General features: G+C 61.5%; 17 protein-coding genes and 1 pseudogene. 4 read left to right on the forward strand and 14 right to left on the reverse strand.

Features of this window, described 5'->3' with window-relative positions:
• Positions 1-479: 479 nt before the first annotated feature.
• A complete protein-coding gene (locus QEZ49_RS05895; RefSeq protein ID WP_280385022.1) occupies positions 480-803 on the reverse strand; it encodes a hypothetical protein in 324 nt (107 codons plus the stop codon).
• Between the two features lies 1 nt (position 804).
• Between QEZ49_RS05895 and QEZ49_RS05900 the strand changes: the two are divergent.
• Positions 805-1,614 (forward strand): annotated as a pseudogene (locus QEZ49_RS05900) (lyase family protein).
• Positions 1,611-1,904, forward strand: coding sequence for a hypothetical protein (locus QEZ49_RS05905; protein ID WP_280385024.1), 294 nt, complete (start codon positions 1,611-1,613; stop codon positions 1,902-1,904). The pseudogene QEZ49_RS05900 and the gene QEZ49_RS05905 overlap by 4 nt, the downstream one beginning before the upstream one ends.
• 55 nt (positions 1,905-1,959) lie before the next feature.
• Here the strand turns inward: QEZ49_RS05905 and QEZ49_RS05910 are convergent, their stop codons facing one another.
• The 4 genes from QEZ49_RS05910 to QEZ49_RS05925 form a co-directional block, all read right to left on the reverse strand.
• Positions 1,960-2,274, reverse strand: coding sequence for a hypothetical protein (locus QEZ49_RS05910; protein ID WP_280385025.1), 315 nt, complete (start codon positions 2,272-2,274; stop codon positions 1,960-1,962).
• A 221-nt stretch (positions 2,275-2,495) separates the two neighbouring features.
• Entirely contained in the window at positions 2,496-2,792 is a 297-nt protein-coding gene (locus tag QEZ49_RS05915) for a cyclophilin-like family protein (protein ID WP_280385027.1), read from the reverse strand.
• Between the two features lie 396 nt (positions 2,793-3,188).
• The gene (locus tag QEZ49_RS05920; protein ID WP_068458928.1) at positions 3,189-4,433 is read right to left on the reverse strand and encodes a beta-ketoacyl-[acyl-carrier-protein] synthase family protein; all 1,245 of its coding nucleotides are present in this window, start codon (positions 4,431-4,433) and stop codon (positions 3,189-3,191) included.
• 152 nt (positions 4,434-4,585) lie between these two features.
• Entirely contained in the window at positions 4,586-4,738 is a 153-nt protein-coding gene (locus QEZ49_RS05925; protein WP_280385031.1) for a hypothetical protein, read from the reverse strand.
• Positions 4,739-5,347: 609 nt separating this feature from the next.
• On the opposite strand from QEZ49_RS05925, the gene QEZ49_RS05930 reads away from it, so the two are divergent.
• On the forward strand, positions 5,348-6,985 hold the full coding sequence (locus QEZ49_RS05930; protein WP_280385033.1) for a long-chain fatty acid--CoA ligase: 1,638 nt from the start codon (positions 5,348-5,350) through the stop codon (positions 6,983-6,985).
• Positions 6,986-7,056: 71 nt separating this feature from the next.
• Here the strand turns inward: QEZ49_RS05930 and QEZ49_RS05935 are convergent, their stop codons facing one another.
• The 9 genes from QEZ49_RS05935 to QEZ49_RS05975 all read right to left on the reverse strand — a co-directional run bounded on the left by QEZ49_RS05935 (position 7,057) and on the right by QEZ49_RS05975 (position 17,671).
• A complete protein-coding gene (locus QEZ49_RS05935) occupies positions 7,057-7,959 on the reverse strand; it encodes an NAD(P)/FAD-dependent oxidoreductase (RefSeq protein WP_280385035.1) in 903 nt (300 codons plus the stop codon).
• On the reverse strand, positions 7,949-8,419 hold the full coding sequence (locus QEZ49_RS05940) for an Rrf2 family transcriptional regulator (RefSeq protein ID WP_280385036.1): 471 nt from the start codon (positions 8,417-8,419) through the stop codon (positions 7,949-7,951). Before QEZ49_RS05940 ends, QEZ49_RS05935 begins: the two co-directional genes overlap by 11 nt.
• A gap of 126 nt (positions 8,420-8,545) precedes the next feature.
• Positions 8,546-10,090, reverse strand: a complete 1,545-nt coding sequence (locus QEZ49_RS05945; protein WP_280385038.1) for a diguanylate cyclase — start codon at positions 10,088-10,090, stop codon at positions 8,546-8,548.
• Positions 10,091-10,206: 116 nt separating this feature from the next.
• Positions 10,207-11,526 carry a cyclopropane-fatty-acyl-phospholipid synthase family protein gene (locus QEZ49_RS05950; protein ID WP_280385040.1) on the reverse strand — a complete coding sequence of 440 codons (1,320 nt, stop codon included), beginning with the start codon at positions 11,524-11,526 and terminating at the stop codon, positions 10,207-10,209.
• A gap of 172 nt (positions 11,527-11,698) precedes the next feature.
• Entirely contained in the window at positions 11,699-13,003 is a 1,305-nt protein-coding gene (locus QEZ49_RS05955; protein WP_280385042.1) for an acetyl-CoA C-acetyltransferase, read from the reverse strand.
• A gap of 16 nt (positions 13,004-13,019) precedes the next feature.
• Positions 13,020-15,020 carry a 3-hydroxyacyl-CoA dehydrogenase NAD-binding domain-containing protein gene (locus QEZ49_RS05960; protein WP_280385044.1) on the reverse strand — a complete coding sequence of 667 codons (2,001 nt, stop codon included), beginning with the start codon at positions 15,018-15,020 and terminating at the stop codon, positions 13,020-13,022.
• Between the two features lie 112 nt (positions 15,021-15,132).
• The gene (locus tag QEZ49_RS05965; RefSeq protein ID WP_280385047.1) at positions 15,133-16,197 is read right to left on the reverse strand and encodes an acyl-CoA dehydrogenase domain-containing protein; all 1,065 of its coding nucleotides are present in this window, start codon (positions 16,195-16,197) and stop codon (positions 15,133-15,135) included.
• Positions 16,143-16,724: an acyl-CoA dehydrogenase family protein gene (locus QEZ49_RS05970; RefSeq protein WP_280385049.1), complete on the reverse strand. Its 582-nt coding sequence runs from the start codon at positions 16,722-16,724 to the stop codon at positions 16,143-16,145. Before QEZ49_RS05970 ends, QEZ49_RS05965 begins: the two co-directional genes overlap by 55 nt.
• Positions 16,721-17,671, reverse strand: a complete 951-nt coding sequence (locus QEZ49_RS05975) for an acyl-CoA dehydrogenase family protein (protein WP_280385051.1) — start codon at positions 17,669-17,671, stop codon at positions 16,721-16,723. Before QEZ49_RS05975 ends, QEZ49_RS05970 begins: the two co-directional genes overlap by 4 nt.
• Before the next feature lie 213 nt (positions 17,672-17,884).
• Here QEZ49_RS05975 and QEZ49_RS05980 point away from each other — a divergent pair.
• The coding region (locus QEZ49_RS05980; protein WP_280385053.1) for a hypothetical protein at positions 17,885-18,134 on the forward strand (250 nt) is incomplete at its 3' end.

The following is an 18,134-nucleotide window of genomic DNA, read 5'->3' on the forward strand; positions in this document are numbered from 1 at the left end:
GAAGAATTCAAGCCGTAGCTTTACGGATATAGTAGATCCATATGCCAATCTAAGTAACGTTTGGTTTCATAAAGCTACCATTTGGAGTAGTTCGGCTTTATGGGAAGCCCGCGTGACAAACTGTCCTCACTCACAGCTTAGTGAGCACAGTGCAAGGCACAATTAATTGTGGCGAATTCTAGTCTAGCCCAAGTATTCGATGGATGAAGTCAGATCATTTTTGTGTGCGTTGCAGCAGCGCACTGCATATGTGGGTTTTATATCCCGATCGTTTTCACTAAACTGACATGCAGAAGTATTTCAACCTCGCCAAAACATTGCGCATCGATTGAAATTGATGCCTCGCGTCTGCTAGGGCTGCATTCATCCACCGCGCAACAACACGCTCATGGCTCGGCATCTCCGCTTCTGCTAGGGCTGCGCAATTCCTATTCGCAGAGGCTTCGAAATGATTCCGCGCTACAGCCGCCCCGACATGGTCACCATCTGGGATGCCCAGAGCCGATTTCGCATCTGGTTCGAGATCGAGGCCCATGCTGACCGTCGCGCTCATGGCCCAGCTCGGCGATGATTCCCCAGGAAGCCGCCGACCGGATCTGGGAAAAGGGCCGACGAACGCTACCTTCGACATTGACGCGCATCGATGAGATCGAGCGCGAGTCACCAAGCACGACGTCATCGCCTTCCTGACCTGGGTCGCCGAAATTGTCGGCGCGGAAGCGCGCTTCATGCATCAGGGCATGACGTCGAGCGACGTGCTCGACACCTGCCTCGCGGTGCAGCTCGCGCAGCGCCGCCGACATCTTGCTCGCAGACCTCGACGCGCTGCTCGAGGCGATCAAGCGACGCGCATACGAACATAAGCTGACCCCGACGATCGGCCGCAGCCACGGCATCCATGCCGAGCCGGTCACCTTCGGCCTCAAGATGGCCGAAGCCTATGCCGAGTTCGACGCGCCTGCAAGGCGCGGCTGGTCGCAGCGCGCGGAAATTGCGACCTGCGCGATTTCGGGCGCGGTTGGCACCTTCGCCAATATCGACCCGCGCGTCGAAGCGCATGTCGCGGCGAAGCTGGGCCTCGACGATCGAACCCGTGTCGACGCAGGTCGATCCCGCGCGACCGCCATGCCATGTTCTTCGCAACGCTCGGCGTGATCGCCTCGTCGATCGAACGCCTGTCGGTCGAGGTCCGCCACCTTCAGCGCACCAGAGGTGCTCGAAGCGGAGGAATACTTTTCGCCGGGGCAGAAGGGCTCGTCGGCCATGCCGCACAAGCGCAACCCGGTGCTCACCGAAAATCTGACCGGGCTCGCGCGCATGGTGCGCAGCGCCGCCATCCCGGCGATGGAGAATGTCGCACTGTGGCACGAGCGCGATATCAGCCACTCGTCGGTCGAACGCTTCATCGGTCCCGACGCGACGATCACGCTCGACTTCGCGCTCGCGCGACTGACCGGCGTGGTCGACAAGCTGCTCGTCTATCCCGAGCGCATGCAGAAGAATCTCGATCGCATGGGCGGCCTCGTCCATTCGCAGCGCGTCCTGCTCGCGCTGACCGCATGCAGGGGCGACGCCGCGAGGACAGCTATGCGCTCGTCCAGCGCAACGCGATGAAGGTCTGGGAAGCGACGGCCAGACTTTCGTTGCTCGAACTGCTGAAGGCCGACGCTGACGTGACTGCGCGTCTGTCGGCCGAGCAACTCGACCGCGCTGTTCGACCTCGGCCATCAGCCTCCTCAAGCACGTGGACACGATCTTCAACCGGGTGTTCGGCGCGGCCTGGGATCTGCGCCCTCCACCGGCTCTATTCTGCGCAGGCCGAACCGTTCCTGAACCGTTCCGAGCCGCTCCAAATCGGGTCAAGCGCCAGCCAGGCAATGCCGGGCTGGCCTTTCGTGCTGTAGACTTCTTCACACGCCCGCCGTCAGGCGCGATCCAGCGCCTCACCGTTTGCCGAGGTCAATGACTGGTCAATTGACAGCTCGGCGATCTTCGATCCCGCGCATCAGCGCAACGGGCTCCATCCCAATAGTGATACATGCCACAACTGCCGCTGTTGCGGCGACCGGTCCAGCCGTAGACCCGTGTGCCGGGCGAAACGGCGGTCGGCGCATCATCGACAATGACCGCACCGTCTACGATTGGCGGCTGCTCGTCCTTGAGAAGGGCTTCTCCGTCGATCACCTCGCTATCCTGAGCGAAAGCGGTGAATGACAACGCCATGGCGCTGACGACGGCTAGTGTTGCAACAGCGATCGATTTTCCGAAAATCATGTGCGCTCCTCCTGTGGCCCCGTCAGCCGAGGAGGTGAACCGCCGCGCAGCACTTTAGTTCCGACCTAACATTTTGAATGTGCTTACTGAAAACGGAATTAGCGCCACACAATTTGAGACGGCTTCACCCGCAAGCGGCGCCCCACGACAGTGCCGGTCCGCTCATTCCACGTTCGGTATCTCAATTTAAAAATCGCGCGTGCGGGAACGGCGAGACCCGCTCAGCGCTCCACCACCGACGCGCTGGCGTCTTCTACGGAGATGCCCTCACCGGCATAGACCGTCCGCAGCGAGCTGACATCGTCGAGGGCCATTGCCCAGATGTTACACGGGCTCGCCATCCGTATTTCGCCCCGGCGCGATACCGGCGTCGGCCCAAAGCCGATGGCGATCGCATCGCCGTCCGGCCAGAAAGCGATTTCACCCGCGTTCACAACCTCACGGGCTTCCGGTTCGCGATCGGAGCTGACGGGCGAGTTAAAGTCAAACTTCGCGGCCCCACATACGGGCCTCGGCATGGATAGGCAGCGCAGCCCAGATCCGCTCAGCTGTCGGAGTTTCCAACAGACGGGCCCCGATGGCCACCTTACCTGCACGAATAATAACCACGCGCATGCCGCAATCCCCTGCCGGCCAGCCTTCTCGCTGACCCGGAAGCGTACTCTATGCATCTCAGCGCGGCGGCAGCAATACCCACCAACGCCATCCCCATGCGGAGTTTCTGCACTCCGCATACCCGCTTACCTGCTTCCACATCGATGCGGGTAAGTTATCCCTTTAGCGCACGGGCAAAAAAACAGCGACACGACTAAATGGCAAGCATCGGGGGACATCAGACACCCGTAACAAGAAAGCCACGCCCACTGTTGAGTGGGACGTGGCTTTTGATCGTTGCGCCCAAAAAGGCGTTATTTTCAGTTCGGCGCGGGCCCGAAGATGAGCACGGCGTTGAGCCCGCCGAACGCAAACGAGTTCGACATGGCGTAGGTCACATCGAGGTTGCGGCCGACATTCGGGATGTAATCGAGATCGCAATCGGGATCAGGATCATCCAGGCCGATTGTCGGCGGCACCCAGTTTTCGTTCACGACCTTGACGCACGTCGCCGCCTCAATGCCGCCGCCGGCGCCCAGCGGGTGGCCGGTCATCGACTTGGTCGAGGAAATGGCGAGGTTCTTGGCGTGGTTGCCGAACACCGCCTTGATGGCGTTGGTCTCGTTGGCGTCGTTGATGGTCGTCGCCGTGCCGTGCGCGTTCAGATACTGGATATCCGACGGTGCCAGCTTGGCGTCGTCCAGCGCCCGGCGCATGGCCTCGTTCGGGCCTTCGATATCCGGGTTCACCATGTCCTTGGCGTCCGACGACATACCGTAGCCGACAATCTCGGCCAGGATGTTGGCACCGCGCGCCTGGGCGTGCTCCAGCGATTCGATCACCAGCGTACCGGCACCCTCGCCCAGAACCGTACCGTTGCGCTTCTTGGCAAACGGGAAGCAGCCTTCCGGCGACAGCACATGGAGTGCTTGCCAGGCTTTCATGGTGCCGTAGTTGATGACGGATTCCGATGCACCGACGATGGCCACATCGACAACGTTGTTGCGGATATAATCAACGCCGAGCGCGATCGCGTGCGTAGCCGTAGAACAGGCGCTGCAGGTCGCGAATGTCGGACCCTTGATGCCGAACTCAATGCCGACGTGCGCGCTGGCCGACGATCCGATAATACGCAACAGCGTAAGCGGATGGGTCGCACGCTTGTTCTCGATGAACAGTGAGCGGTATGAATTCTCGAAGGTGACCAGACCGCCAGCGCCAGACCCGATGATGCAGGCCGAGCGATAAGGATTGGCGATCGGAAATTCGAGGCCGGATTGCTTCACGGCTTCGTCGGCCGAAGCAGCCGCGAACCAGGAATAACGGTCAGCATGCATGACCAGCTTGTCGCGCTGGAAGTGCCGCAGCCGCTGCTTTGGATCGAAATCCTTGATCTGCGCTGCAATGCGGATCTTGAGATCTTCGAGCGGGAAGCCTTCAAGCGCGGTCACACCGCACTTGCCTTCCTGCATCGACGCCCAGAAATCGGGTACGTTGAGGCCGATCGGCGTAACGACGCCCATTCCGGTCACCACGACGCGGCGTGCGCCGTTCGCGTTTGCCATAGGATACCTGCCGGTTGTAGCGGCGCTACTGGCGCCGCAACAGAACGAGAAAAGCGAGCCGTGACCCCACCGTTGCGGCGGCAGCTCGCATGAAACCAGGGCTAGAGCCCGGCGTGCTGATAATGCACCCCGAGCTATCTAGGCTTTCTTAATCAAGCCTTGGCGCCTGCAGCCTCAGGGCCCTTTGCCATGAGATCCTTCACGCGGTCGACTACAGAGCCGACGGTCTTGAAGTCTTCGACGTCTTCGTTCGCGTTGTAAGGAATTTCGATGCCGAAAGTATCTTCGATATCAAAAACGATCATGGCAAGATCAAGCGACTCAATCTTTGAGATCCGTCAGCGGCGTCGACAGCGAGATGTCGTCGCGCGGTTCCTTCATGTGCTTCTTCAGGATCTCGACGATCTTGGTACCAACTTCGTCCATTTCAGTCTCCCACCCCCGCTCTAATTGAAGCCTGGGGCCCGAATTACTTGGTTCCTAGCTAGTGCAAGGCCCGTAGCACAACAAGCTGGCGCGTCACATATACTTAAACGCCCAGCAAGTCTAGCGTAAGCCTGCCGCCAGCCGAGCCCGGCCGGCACGACACCCGAAGCCCGTATTCCGGGCCCCGTGCTGCGTTTGACGGTACAGCAAAATATCTTCGCAACCGTTGCTTCCGTTGGGTTTTTTGAAAAACCCGCACTTGGCCGCAGAGCCCCGAAGGTGTTCTATAACAGGGCGTGCTTGAACGGCCTGTTACAGCTTTCCGTCCGGGTGCGCAACAGTCCGGCAACGGCTCGACATTATACTACGAGCACCTATTTGGGAGACGCTCGAGGATGATGACGACAGTCCGCCCTCCGGCTCCGGCCGCCGCTGCTGAGCCGACCTTGCCTTGGCAGGTCCACTACCCTAGCGGAATCGATTGGCACATGCCTCTTAAGGTCGCGCCGCTTTATGCCCTCCTGGACGACGCGGTACGCGATTATGGGCACCTGCCTTGCACCAATTTCCTGGGCCGAACCCTCTCCTATGGTGAAATTGGCGACCTGGTCGAGCAGGCTGCGGCCGGATTACAGCGCCAGGGGGTCCGCAAGGGCACCAAAGTCGGGCTGTTCCTGCCCAATTCGCCCACCTTCATCATCTACTTTTTCGCCGTTCTCAAGGCTGGCGGAACGGTGGTCAATTTCAACCCGCTTTATACCGTAGCCGAGCTTACCCATCAGGTTGAGGACAGCGACACCGAGCTGATGATCACGCTGGACCTGAAGGTGCTGTTCGACAAGGTTGAAGCCTTGCTGCAATCGGGATGTCTGGCCCGCGCGCTGGTGGCACCCTTCCCGTCTCTGCTGCCCGCAACCAAGGCTGCCCTGTTCCGCCTGTTCCGGTCCCGCGAACTGGCGCGGCCGCTGTCATCACCGGTCGCCAATCGCGTCATGCTGGAGGGCGAAGCGCTGGCCGGTGCCGCAACGATGCAGCCGGTTGCCATCGATCCCGAGAATGATGTCGCGGTGCTGCAATATACCGGTGGCACCACCGGCACGCCCAAGGGCGCGATGCTGACCCACGCAAACGTCTATATCAATGTGCAGCAGGTTGCGGCCACGGCGCCGGACCTTGAGCCGGGCGTCGAGCGTGTTCTGGGTGTGCTGCCGTTCTTCCATGTGTTCGCACTGACGGTTGTCATGAACCTCGGCATCGCCAAGGCGGCCGAGATCATCATCATGCCGCGCTTTGCGCTCGACGATGCCCTGAAGCTGATCGACCGCACCAAGCCAACCATCATGCCCGGCGTGCCAACGCTGTTTAACGCGATCATGAACCACCCCAAGATCGCGAGCTTTGATCTTTCCTCGCTCAAGTTCTGCCTGTCGGGCGGCGCGGCCCTGCCCATCGAGGTCAAACAGCGCTTCGAGACCATAACCGGCTGCAAGGTGGTGGAAGGCTATGGCCTGTCGGAGGCCTCGCCGGTGGTTGCCTGCAATCCGATTGACGGCCCGGCACGCGCCGGTTCCATCGGCATCCCGCTGGTGGGCACGATGATCTCACTGCGCGACCTGAGTAATCCCGAACTGGAAGTGCCACTGGGTGAAAAAGGCGAGATCTGCGTCAAGGGTCCGCAGGTGATGAAGGGCTATTACAAGCGTCCCGAAGACACGGCAGCCCAGATGGTGGGCGAGTACCTGCGCACCGGCGACGTCGCGTGCATGGACGCCGACGGCTTCTTCTACATCAAGGACCGCATCAAGGATCTCATCATCTCCTCCGGCTTCAACGTCTATCCGCGACGGGTGGAAGAAGCGCTCTACGAACACCCGGCAGTGGCGGAAGTGACCGTCATCGGCATCCGGGACAAAAAGCGTGGTGAGGCCCCCAAGGCGTTCGTGCGCCTGAAAGCCGACGCTGCCGTTACGGTGGCGGAGCTGATGGAGCACCTGCAGACACGCATTTCCAAGATCGAGCTGCCGGCGGAAATCGAGTTCCGCGCCGAATTGCCGAAGACCCTGATCGGCAAGCTGTCAAAGAAGGAGCTCAAGGCCGAGGAAGACGCCAAGGCGCTGGCGTCGTAATTTCGGGGCCAATCCCCCTGCACGCGCCACACCAGCCTCAGGTTTGAACCCGAGGTCGTGCATGTGCGAGTTCAGGCCGGAAACACCAGCGATCGGTGCACCGCCACCCCTGCCGTGACGCCATCGGCGCTGGCCCATGTCACGCTGTGCATCGGCCGCGCAATATCGCCCGCCGCCCAAACACCCGGCACGCTGGTCTGCTTCATCTCATCGGTTTTTATGAACCGGCCCACCATGCCCTCTTCCATCGCGCAGCCTAGCTGATCCGCAACCGGGCTGTTGAGGTGGGTGCGTGCGCCGATGTATAGGGCGTCCACAGCGCTGAGTGAACCGTCTTCCAGTTCGATCGCCTCAAGCGCTGTGCCCTCACCGCGCAACCGCCGGACAGGCGCCTCGACAATGGCCACACCGCGCGCGGCAAGCTGCTGCCGGGCCACCGCATCGAGCGCATGGCCGTTGAGATAAAGCGTCGTCGGTCCCCACTCGGCGATCAGCATCGCCTGATGCACCGACAGCGGCGCCGCATAGATCACGCCCAGGCTCTGGCCGCTGAATTCAAAGCCATGGCAATAGGGGCAATGCAGCACCGTACGCCCCCAGCGCGGCGACAGGCCTTCGATCGCTGGCAGTTCATCACTGATGCCGAAAGCCAGCACGAGCGCCTTGGCAGCGAGCCGTTCTCCATTGTCGAGCGTTACAGCGAAGCCTTCGCCGTCCGTAGCCGATTGCGCCCCATCCACCTTGCCGGAAACGAACGACACCGTTGGATAAGCCACCACCTGCGATCGACCGTTATCAAGCATCGTGCCGGGCGCACTGCCGTCATGGCCGAAAAATCCATGCGAGTGTTCGGCAAATCGATTGCGTGGCGTGCCAGCATCAACGATGCACACGTTGCGCCGCGCCCGCGCCAGATACATGGCCGCCGACAGGCCGGCAAAACTGCCGCCGACAATGATCGCGTCATGCATCATGGCCGTGCACTCCCTTACTGTGCGTGCTCTTGCGCCGCGCACGCATCGATTTGTGAAAATCATCGCTGAGCATCTGCAGCGTCACCGCGCCGAAGCGTTCAAGCAGCAGCGCCTCGGCCTCATCGAACACCTTGCCCAGCGCGCGGTTCACCGCCTGCTCGACGAGGCATTCAGGCTCAGCGGAGCGGTTGCCAATGGCAAGCAGCGACGGCTGATCAAGCGCATCGTAGATGTCTCGCAACGTCACGGCCGACAGATCGCAAACGATGCTCCAGCCGCCGCCATGACCTTTTTCGGAACGCACGTATCCTGCTTCACGCAGCCCGGCCATTACGCGGCGGATGACGACGGGGTTTGTCTCCATCGCCCTTGCAAGCGTCTCCGAGGTCGACGGACCGTCATGCTCCGCCATGTGCAGCAGAACATGCAAAACCCCGGACAATCGGCTGTCGCATCTCATGTAATGTTATTAGTTACATTCAGAGACGCATGTCAACGGGGGCAATTCAGATTGCCCAACGCGGTGACTATCGCTGTGAAGATCCGTCCAGCCGTTCAGGCTATCAAAGTGTCGATCAGGTTTTGATCAGGCCCGGCGCACTCCGGCCTTCTGATCCACAAGTCTGGAGTACAGGCAGTATCCAGAGCTATCCGCGGCCTTGGCCGCGTACATCGCTTCGTCGGCGGCCTTGAGCAGTCCCTCTGCCGTCACTGCATCTTTGGGGAATACGCTGATGCCGACACTGGCACCCACGCGGATCAAGTCTTCCCCGATGCTGTATGGCCGGGTCAATTCATCCAGCAGTCTTTCGGCCATCATGATTAGAACCGACTCGTCCCCGACCTCCGGCAGCAGGATGACGAACTCATCGCCACCCACCCGTGCGATCGTATCGCTCTGCCGTGTGGCGCCGCGCAATCTGTCGGCGACAGTTTGCAACAGGGCATCGCCAACAGCGTGCCCCTTGCTGTCGTTGATATTCTTGAAGCCATCGAGATCGATATAGAACACCGCCAGCCGCAACGGTCGCGGCCCTGCCAGCACCTCGTCTATACGCTCATCGAACAGCTTGCGATTGCCCAGACCGGTCAGCATGTCATGCGTGGCCGCGTGCCGAAGCTCCTGCACCGCCGCGCGCGAAGCGCTGTCATTGCGCATGATGTTTACCGCGCCGATGACAGCACCGTCGCTGTCGAGGATCGGCGCTACCGTATTCAGGATCGGCACCTCCTTGCCATCGGCACGCACCAGCAGCGCTGTCTCCAGCGCCGCCATGCTGTCGTTCGCGTTTTTGGGCAGCACTGCATCTGCCGAAAGTGGCGAACGATTTTCGCTATCCAGCAGCGTGACGATATCCGTAACGTGGCGTCCGATCGCCTTCTGTCGTGGGCAATCGGTCAGCCACTCTGCAGCCTGATTGAACAGTGTGATTTTACCGGCGCTGTCGACACGCACCACCGCTTCAGCGATGGAATCCAATGTCCGCTGCGCCAGTTCCTTCTCGATGGAGAGCTGCGCCTCAGCCGTCTGACGGCGACGCAGTTCGCGCACCGCCCCCAGCGCAGCAACCGCGCTGATCAACAGGCCGAGCAGCATCGCAATGCCGACATTCCAGGCTGCTTTTGCAAATTCGGCATCGGAAGCCTGCTGACGCAGGGTGAGCAGCGCATTTTCCCGATTTCTGAACGCTTCGGACGCGTTGTCAAAATCGTTCCAGGCCTGACGGCGCTCCACACGATTACCACCACCGGCGGACTCAATCTCAACCAGCCGCAGATACTCATTCAGAGAATTGCGAATGTCGGCCAAGCGGCCCCGTTGCTCGGGATCGTCATTGGTGAGTTGGTAAAGCCTGTCGAGAAGCGCGGTGCTTGCTTTACGGCTTGAAATGACCTCGCCGCTGCAAGACAGCTTCCCCATGCCGATGCAATCGTTGTCAGCAAGTTCGCCCGCTGTCTCCATCAGCGCGTTCACGGTTGCGATGACATCGCCGGTATGGCGAACCCATTCGAACGAGGCGCGCGAGGCTTCGATCGAGCGGTACGAAGCCACCGCAGCAACCATCAGGATCGCCAGAGCACAGGCGAACGCTAGCGCCAACCGTTGTAGTGGCGTCGCTTTGGAGAGCATATCCGTGCTCCGAGACGAAACTCCGCCTAGGATCGCACGGTTTCGCTGCCAAGACCTTGCCCGCCGGGTGCAATTTTGAAGGTTAACGGCCTTTATTGCCCGCCCCTTCAGGGCTCCTAGCGGTAAAGATCCGCACGGGTCGGCGGCACAGCGGGCGGACGCTTGGCATTCTTGGAAACCAGCGTCTGATAGATGCGCAGCGTGCCGCGCGAAAACGCCAGCGAAACGCCCGCGAGATAAGCCACCCAGATCCGATATTTTTCCTCGCTGACGTGCTTCAGCGCTTCCTCGCGGTTGGCAGTCAAACGCTCGCACCATAGCTTGCATGTACGCGCGTAGTGCAGACGCCACGCTTCGATATCCAGCACTTCAAATCCGGCGCGCTCCAGTGCCACCGCCGAACGGCCGATGTCATCCAGTTCGCCGCCGGGGAAGATGTACTTCGCAATTGCCTTCTGCTCCGGCCGCATGCCGCGCTTGAACCAGCCCTGCTTGGGCGCGCGACGCGAAATGGCGTGATTGAGAAAAAGCCCCTCCGGCGCCAGCAGCGACTGCATTTTGCGCATGTAGACCGGAATGTTCTTCAGGCCGATATGCTCATACATGCCGATGGAGGCAATCTTGTCGAACTGGCCTTCCATCATCGAATAATCTTTCAGCTCGACGGTGACGCGATCCTCAAGCCCGAGACGCTTGATCTTCTCCTTCGCGAACGCGAGCTGCTCTTCCGATAGCGTGATGCCATGCGCGGTGACGCCATAATTCTGCGCGGCATGGCAGATCAGCCCACCCCAGCCGCAGCCGATATCGAGGAAGCGGTCGCCCGGCTTCAGCCTCAGTTTACGGCAGATCATCTCCAGCTTGTCGCGCTGCGCCTGGGCGACGTCATTTTCCCAATCCGTGTAATAGGCGCAGGAATAGACCATCTCCGGATCGAGAAAGAGCGCGTAGAAGTCGTTCGACAAATCGTAGTGGAACTGGATGTAATCCTTGTTGTCCGCGGTCTTGCGGCGACGGCCGGTGATCTCGCCTTCGAAGCCCTGATTGTCGGCAGCGTCTTCGGTGCGCGCCAGCAGGAACGGTGACAGCCGGCGCGCCAGCTTCAGCGCATCGCGGCCCTTCAGCTTCACCGAGCGGCCATCGCGATTGAGCTGGCTACCCAGATCGATCAGCGTGCCACCGGAGAAGTCGATGCCCTTGTCCACATAGTGGCGGATGAAATTGTCGAGGCTGGGCCAGCGCAGCAGTGACCCGATAACCCCGGCATCGGCAATCGAGATCTCGAACGGGCCGGTGACATTGCCACCCAGCGGCGTCACCGAGCCATCCCACAGCCGCAGCGAGGCGTTGAGGTCGAGCGTCCCTGCAAGCTCACGGGCTAGTGCCTTTGCCGCTGCGAGTTGCTTTGCCGCCTTCGCGCTCTTGTCCTTAGCCATGCCGGATGCGTACCCCGTGTTGCTGCGCCATGTTAGTTAGGGGTGCTCGCATAACTGCCCGCCCCTGTCGAGGGGGCGGGGCCCGCCGCAGCCGTTTCCGCGCCGTTCATCCCCACCAGGTTCGCTGACCATCCCGCCTGACTGGCGTTGGCTGCAGACGTAGCTCTCAAGCTCAGGCCGCCTGATGGATCTCGGCCGCGTCCTTCGATTCGAGAATCGCCGCCACGCCCATGCCGCCCGCCGTGCAGATGGAAATGAGCCCGCGGCCATGGTGGCCCGCCAGCAGCTTGGCCATGTTGCCGACAATACGCGCGCCCGTGGCCGCAAACGGATGCCCGAGCGCGATCGACGAGCCGTGCACGTTGATCTTGGCCGGATCGATAGCGCCCATCGCTTCGGGGCGACCCAGCACTTCCTTGCAGTAGGTCGGGTCTTCCCACGCCTTCAGCGTCGCCAGCACCTGCGCCGCGAACGCCTCGTGGATCTCGTAGAAATCGAAATCCTGCAGTTTCAGCCCGGCGCGATCCAGCATGCGTGAAACCGCAATGGTCGGTGCCATCAGCAGCCCATCGCCAGCCACAAAATCGTTCGCCGCCGACTGCGAATAGGTGAGATACACCGCCACCGGCAGAGCATGCTTTTCCGCCCATTCTTCTGACGCCAGCAGCACCGCCGCAGCGCCATCGGTGAGCGGGGTGGAGTTGCCCGCCGTCAGCGTGCCCTTGCCGGATTTGTCAAACGACGCTTTCAGGCTGGAAAGCTTGTCTATGCTGGCATCGGCACGGATGTTGTTGTCGCGAAAAACACCGGCAAACGGCGTGACGATGTCGTCCATGTAGCCGCTGCGATAGGCCTCGGCCGCCTTCAGATGGCTTTCCAGCGCAAACCGATCCTGCGCATCGCGCGTGATGTCCCATTCGCGCGCCATCATCTCGGCGTGCTCACCCATCGACAGGCCCGTGCGCGGCTCAGCATTGGCGGGCGCCTGCGGCACCAGTTCGCCCGGCGCAAAACCCTTGAACGTCTTCAGCTTGTCCATGAAAGTTTTACGTTGCGCCGCCTGCGTCAGTCGCTTTGCGAGCTTCTTTGAAACGACAATCGGTGCATCCGATGTCGTGTCCGACCCGACAGCAATGGCGCAATCGATATCGCCGGTCGCAATCTTGGCGGCGCTGCCGAGCGCAGCCTGCAAGCTGGTGCCGCAGGCCTGCATCATGGTGATGCCGGGCGTTGACGGCGCCAGGGCGGTGCCAAGCACCGCTTCACGCGTGAGATTGAAATCCTTCGAATGCGTGATGACGGCGCCGCCCACCACTTCATCTATGTGCTGACCCTTGAGGCCATAGCGATCGATCAGCGCGTTGAGTGCGCCGGTCATCAGGTCAAGATTGGTCAGGTCGGCATAGAACGTGTTGGAGCGGCAAAATGGAATACGCGCTCCGCCAATCACCGCCACGCGTCGCATGAAACGCTGCATCGTGCTGCCTCCCCGCTCACTGTTCCGCTATGGCTGCCTGCGGCAGCGCATGTTCCGCCTGATAGTGCAGCGGACCGCCACGGAACGGCGCGAAGCCGGTTCCGAAAATCACACCTGCATCGACAAGATCGGCGCTGGCGACAATGCCATCGTCGAGGCTCTTCTGAGCTTCAGCGATCAGCGGCGCGACCAACTCACGCCCGAGGCGCTCCATCTCGACACGGTCGAACACGCGGTCGCCTTTCAGCGGCTTGCGATCCTTCCAGACATAAAATCCTTCGCCGGACTTCTTACCCAGCTTGCCCGCCCCGACCAGCCGATCCAGCTGCGAGCCTTCCGATGAAAAACCGAGGATGCGGGCAACATGCGCGCAGACATCAAGCCCCACGGTGTCGGCCAGCTCAATCGGCCCCATCGGCATGCCAAACGTGCGCGCCGCTTCGTCGATGCGCTCCTTGTCCTCGCCCTGCTCTATCAACTTCATCGCGCCGAACATGTATGGCGTCAGCACGCGATTGACGAGGAAGCCGGGCACGCTCTTGGTGATGAGCGGAAACTTGTCGATGGCAGTGACGAACGCAGCGCCACGGCTGACTTCGTCCTCGCGCGATTGCTCGCCGCGCACCACTTCCACCAGCGGCATCATCGCAACCGGATTGAAGAAGTGCAGTCCGATGAGGCGGCCTGGATCTGGCAATCCCGCCGCGATGTCTTCGATTTGCAACGATGATGTATTCGTCGCCAGCAGCGCGCCAGGCTTCAGCCTGTTTGCAACCTCTGCAAGAACCGTCTGCTTGATGTCGAGCTTTTCAACGATGGCCTCGATCACCACGTCGGCGCGCGCAACGCCTTCGCCATTCGGATCAGCAATTAGGCGCGCTTTCGCGGCATCGCGCTGTGGCTTGGTCTTGAACTTGCGCGCGAACAATTTCCCCTGTGCCGCGATGCCCTTCGCAATCTGCTCCGGCGAAACGTCCTGTAGCGTCACTTCCATGCCGCGCGCCACACACCAGCCTGCGATGTCGGCACCCATCGTGCCCGCGCCGATGACATGCGCGCGCAACGGCTTCCACGCCAGCTTCTTGGGCGCCTGTCCCTTCAGCAGTTCCGACAGCTTGAACACACGGCGCAGATTGCGCGATTGGTCGGAAACCATCAGCGGCGCGAACGCGCGCGTTTCCGCCGCCTTCATCGCCTCTACATTACCGCCGTGGCGCTCGAAAAGTTCAATCAGCCGATAGGGCGCGGGATAATGATCCTCGCGCACCTTTTTGGCCACTTCACCGCGCATCCGCTTGGCCAGAAACTCGCGTGCAGGCCACTTCGTCAGCGCCTGCTTGGCAAAGCCGGCAGGTTTGGATTTGCGCCCGCGCAGAATTGCCTTGCGCGCCGCCCAGGGCAGTGCACCGCGACTGTCGACCAGCTGATCGACAAATCCAACAGCGCGCGCCGCAGACGCCGACAGCATCTTGCCCGTCAACATCGCCTGCATGGCCGCAATGGGACCCGCCTGCCGGATGGAACGGGCCGTGCCGTTGAATCCCGGGAAGATGCCGAGCTTGACTTCCGGGAAGCCGAGCTTGGTGCCCGCGTCCCGGGTGGCGATGCGATAGTGGCACGCCAGCGCAAGTTCGAGCCCGCCGCCCAGACAAAATCCATTGATGGCGCACACTACGGGCACCGGCAGACGTTCGAGCCGGTCGAACAGCGCCGTCACCGGACGCAGCCGCTCATACACATCGCTTTCGGTTTTCATCTCGGCGAATTCACGGATATCCGCACCGACAATAAAGCCGCGCGGCTTGGCCGAGATGATCACAAGACCGACGATGTTTTTGTCGCGCGCGCCGTCCTCGACTGCGGCAACGATGCGTCCCAGCTCCTCAAGCGGACGACGGCCAAGCGCGTTCTGGCTTTCACCCTCGCGATCGAACTCGGCCCACGCGATGCCCCATTCGTCGACGGAAAAGCGCCAATCCTCAAGATCGGTGAGCGGATGGAATTTGGCCTTGAACATCTCGTGACCTGCCCTCTCACATCTGACCCACGTGCGCACCCAGCAGCGCAGGCCTACATTGGTCTCACGTCAAACGCCCAAACGTCATCGCGCGGCGCAAACAGCTGCGGCCCTATTCCGCCGCAGCCTCATAGCTCCGTCCATGTCCGTTGCCGTTACCGTTGCCCGCGCCATTGGAGCCGCTGCGGGTGCTGCCGTTGCTGAACGGCGAACCGGAGCGATAGTTGGGCTTCAATGCAGCGGGATCGAAATTGTCGACGGCAATCACGCGGGCGATCAACGCTTCGAGATCGCGCAACTGCTGACCTTCACTTTCAGTCACCGCGCCCCTTTCGATTGCTTCACCGATCCAGTCGACGCCGTGATAGCGGTGGACAAGGCCATCGCGCACCGCGCGATCCAGCTTCTTCTCGGCCTGCTCAGCGGCAATTGCCTTCTTCAGCGCAACTTCGAGCAATCCGGTCGGATCATCGGGATCGTGCGAGACATAGATGTAGCGCGTCAGGCGGTCGCGAACGTCCTGCGAACCTAGCACAAGCTGCACCGCGCGCTGGCCCAGTTCATCCGGAGCCGGACGATAGCGCGCCCCGAGCGGAAACACCGCTGCGCGCATCGCCCAGCGCACCGACGCCACCGGGAAGTTGTCGATGGCTTCGCGCATCGCTTCCTGGAAGCGATAAAGCCCGTTCATCGCCGCCAGATCGACAAACGTGCGGTCAACCGAAAGCCGGCCGTCGTCCTCGAAGCGCTTCAACACGCAGGCGAGAATGTAAAGTTCCGACAGCGCATCGGCGAGACGGCCGGAAATTTTCTGCCGCGTCTTCAGACGGCCGCCGAGCGTCGTAATCGTCAGATCGGCCACGAACGCGAAGCTGCGCGATGCACGCCCGAGGTGGCGATACCAGTTCGCGGTATCGAACGATTTTTCCGGCGCCGGCACAAACATCGAACCGGTGATGCCGTGCAGGAACGCGCCCGCACCATTCGCGAATGTATAAGCCGCATGGCTGGATAAGGCGCGGTCGAACTCTTCCAGCCCGCGCGCCTCGTTCGGATCCTGCGCCGCCTTGATCTCATCGACGAGATAGGGATGCGAACGCAGCGCACCCTGCGCGAAGGTAATCAGCGTGCGCGTGAGAATGTTGGCGCCTTCGACCGTGATGCCGATCGGAACCATCCGATAGGCCGATTGCAGATAGTTCGACGGTCCATCGCGAGATGCGCGCGGCCACCGTGGATGTCGAATGCATCGTTGACCGAGCGGCGCATGCGCTCCGTCGTCTGATATTTCATTAGCGCCGAAAGCACCGAAGGCCGTTCACCGCGCGAAACCATCGCCGCCGTCACCGCACGCGCCGCTTCGCTGGCGTAGGCGGTTTCGATCATGCGGGCGAGCGGCTCCTCAACTCCTTCCATGCGCGCGATCGGCAATCCGAACTGACGGCGCAGGCGCGCATAGGCCGTGGTGAAACGCAGCATCGCTTTCGATCCCGCCGTCGCCACCGATGGCAGCGAAATCGCCCGGCCCGCCGACAGACACTCCATCAGCATGCGCCAGCCCTGCCCGGCCATCGCTTCGCCGCCGATGATCCAATCAGCTGGAATGACAACGTTGCGGCCCCAGGTCGGCCCGTTGGGGAATGCAGCGCCTGATGGCAGATGGCGGCGGCCGATCTGCACACCCGGATGATCGGCAGGAATCATCGCAACCGTGATGCCCGGCTCGGTGCCCTTGCCCAGCAGGTTGTCCGGATCAAGCAGACGGAACGCGAGCCCGAGCAGTGTCGCCTTGGGCGCGAGGTGATGTAGCGCTTGTCCCACGACAGGCTGATGGCGGGCTTGCCGTCCTCGCCGCGAAACACGGTGCCGATATCGCGCATGGTCGCAGCATCCGAACCCGATGTCGGCCCGGTCAGCGCGAAGCATGGGATGTCGTCACCCCGCGCCAGTCGCGGCAGGTAATGTTCTTTCTGTGCGTCGGTGCCGTATTTTTCGATCAGCTCACCGGGGCCGAGCGAGTTCGGAACCATGACGATGATGACGGCGTCAGGCGAGCGCGATGCAATCTTGCCGATGATCAGCGACTGCGCCTGCGCGGAGAATCCAAGGCCGCCGTGCGCCTTTGAAATCAGCATGCCCAGGAAGCCATGGCGTTTGGCGAAGTCCCAGATCTCGTCCGGAATGTCTCGCTGCTGATGGTGCGCCTTCCAGTTGTCGATCAGACCGCACAGCTCTTCGGTCGGTCCGTCAAGAAACGCCTGCTCCTCCGGCGTCAGCATCACCGACGGCATCGCACGCAGCTTGTTCCAGTGTGGTTCGCCGGAAAACAGCTCCGCATCGAAGCCAACGGTGCCCGCTTCAAGGGCCTGGGTTTCGGTCTCCGATACCTTCGGCAGCGTGCCACGCACACGCTCGAACAGCGGCCCGGTCACCCGCGCGCGGCGCAGTGACGGAATTGCGAGCGCGGCAAAACTTGCAGCAGCAAACCAGAGCAGCGCGCCGAACAAGCCCGCCGAACCATTGAAGGCGTCGGACTGCCAGAGCAGCGCGGCGATGGCGAGCGCCGCTGACCATGCCCACAGCGCAGGCTTGTACAGGCCAAGCACCAGAATGGCGCCGAGCAGCGCAACGCAAAACATAAGCCCGACCATAACCCCTTACGCCTCCATACGGATCTTGACGCCCTGCCTGTGGCGGCTCGCTAAACTAGAGCCACGGCTGTTGCATTGGCGTTAAGCTCAATCCGGGCTTGCCGTCCGTCCTCAATCGAGGCGCCGATGGCTGAGCCAGAACCCTGATATCGCCCCCATATTACGGCACTCCGCGACCGCGTCTCAGCATGCGCGCCGGCCTGTGGACAGGCTGTGGAAAACCGCGCGTATGACCTGTGGATGGTGCAGCTCTCCAAAAGGCTCGAACTGCCGCGAAATGCGCGCCACCGTCTTCAACGGGCCAACACCGGAATCGAGCCCACGTCGGGACGTCGCATCAACCGACAACGCGAAGCGGTTGCGCACGCGCGCCATGCAATCCGCCATCGGCCATCGGACCGTGCGCTTCGTCCTGCGCATTCCTCACGGGAATTAATCCGCTACCATTCTGTCGATTTCACAT

The sequence above is a fragment of the Hyphomicrobium sp. D-2 genome (assembly GCF_029872155.1).
Taxonomy (GTDB): Bacteria; Pseudomonadota; Alphaproteobacteria; order Rhizobiales; family Hyphomicrobiaceae; genus Hyphomicrobium_A.